This window comes from Hydrocoleum sp. CS-953, assembly GCF_002260545.1.
GTDB lineage: Bacteria > Cyanobacteriota > Cyanobacteriia > Cyanobacteriales > Microcoleaceae > Trichodesmium.
Map to the genome: position 1 here is coordinate 1 of NZ_LGSU01000096.1, position 2,147 is coordinate 2,147.

A 2,147-nucleotide genomic window follows, 5' to 3' on the forward strand; every position below is an offset into this window, starting at 1 on the left:
AATCTAGTAGAGGAAATCAATTTCAAGGGCTTTAAATAATTTACATTATGTTACATAGTTAAGTTTATTTGCACCTACCTATTTAATCACTATTAACTATACAATTAAATAATAATCATTCAATTGCAATATATCCGGAAATATTAAATGAACATGAACATAAGTATGAATAACTTCATTGTAACTGGAGCTGAAATAGGATTCATAATATGTATCTTTGTGGCAATCAGATTTTTTGTCACTAGGATATATAAACAGTTACTTAAAGTTGACTCAATTAAAGCAAAAGAAAAAAATGTTCAACTTATCTACCAAAATTTGCAGATATTAATAACTATAAGTTCCCTACTATTATGTTTAGTAGTAGCAGGATTTAATGGATGGCTAATATATCAAGGAAAAGACTTAATAGAATACAAACAGTCCCTGATTCAAAATATTTCCCCAGATTACTGGATAGAAATAGGAATTGGAGTTATTAAAAGTCTGAGCTTATTAATATTAACTAGCTGGATTATCCCATACATAGATAAATTCATAAATTGGTTGAAAGAGCGAGCAGATAATTTTGAAACACTCACTGCTAATGATGAAACTATTGAAAATTTATTTAAGTTTTTCAAAGAAAACCTGGATAAGATTATCTGGCTACTTTCCATTACTATATCCGCCCAATTTCTGCAATTACCAACAATAATAATCCAATATTTGTATATAGGTTTGCGAATTTATATGATTATAATCGCCGGATTACTATTTGTTAAAGCAGGTACAGCCGTAATTGATACTATTGATGCTCTGAGCAATAAATATTCCGAGCAAAAAAATATTTTTATCTTGCGCATCTACGATAATTTCAGTCATTTAATTCCTCTGGCAAAGCGATGTATTGAATATGCAATCTATATTGTTACAGCTACTTTAGTAATTCAACAACTTGATTTTATTGCCAAATTAGCTACTTATGGACCCTTATTAATTCAAATAATAGGAATTATCTTTATTACTCGTGTTGTTGAAGAAGTTGCTAAACTTGTACTAGAAAACTTACTACTTGATAATAATGATTCAAGCGATTTATCCCAACAAAGACGCAAGACATTTCTACCTTTATTTAAAAGCTTTATCAAATACTTTATTTACTTTGGTGCAGGTATTTCTATTCTTTATATTATTAAAATTGACCCGACTCCAATTTTAGCAGGTGTAGGTATTCTCGGTTTAACAGTGGGAATGGGTGCTAAAAGTCTGGTTGAAGATATAGTTGCAGGTTTCTTTATTTTGTTTGAAAATTATTACTTAGTAGGAGACTTTGTAGAGATAAATGGTGTTTATGGCTTTGTGACAGGAATAGAATTAAGAACCACTCGAATTAATTATGAAGATAAACATCACATTATCCATAATCGTGATGTTAAAGATGTAGTTAATCACTCACACCATAGTAATTCAGTTGTTACTCTTAAAATTCCTTATCAAAGTGATATTAATCAAATCTATGAAATTATAAATAGAGTAGGAAATAAGCTTCAAGAAAAGTATCCAGAAGAAATAATGAAAGGCACCGTAGTAGATGGAATAGAAGAATTTTATGACTATCAAATGTTAGTTCATATAACTACAGAAGTTAAACCAGGAAGACACATTGATATGAAGAGAATTCTTGGTACAATGATTAAACAAGCTTTCCAGGAAGAAGGTATTGAAATTCCTGTGATTCACCATTTAATGTTGGATAATGTTGAGTAATTAGGTGACAACAAATATCAACCTTAATAAAGATACTGTTAACCAAAAATAACATGACCAAAAAATAAGCTCTCATACCATTTCTCAAAAATATTGCTATATTTGATTTGGTGGGGGAGGGACGTTAGCATTTTTGTTATGCAACGTCTGTACAAATCAGAATAATTAACATCAACTGGCTAATAATTAGGGAAAAAGTTTTGGTTGCCTATGTTAATTACTGTAAGCATTCAGCCGTCAGCTATCAGCTAAGATGTTTATAGGGGTTTTCACGGCTCTGTTGACTTGCATTACTTCTGCCTTCTGCCCTCTGCCTTCTNACTATGAACGACCATATATTCAATTTTTGCTCCTAGCAATAGGGAATATAAAATCTAGATACACAACAGCTTATAATT

1 protein-coding gene is annotated in these 2,147 nt (G+C 30.4%); it reads left to right on the top strand.

Translation table 11 applies throughout. From position 1 onward, the window contains the following. Window positions 1-147: 147 nt before the first annotated feature. Window positions 148-1,749 (top strand): mechanosensitive ion channel family protein, encoded by a 1,602-nt coding sequence (locus tag AFK68_RS00600; RefSeq protein ID WP_094670814.1) that lies wholly within the window; start codon window positions 148-150, stop codon window positions 1,747-1,749. The last annotated feature ends 398 nt before the right edge of the window (window positions 1,750-2,147 follow it).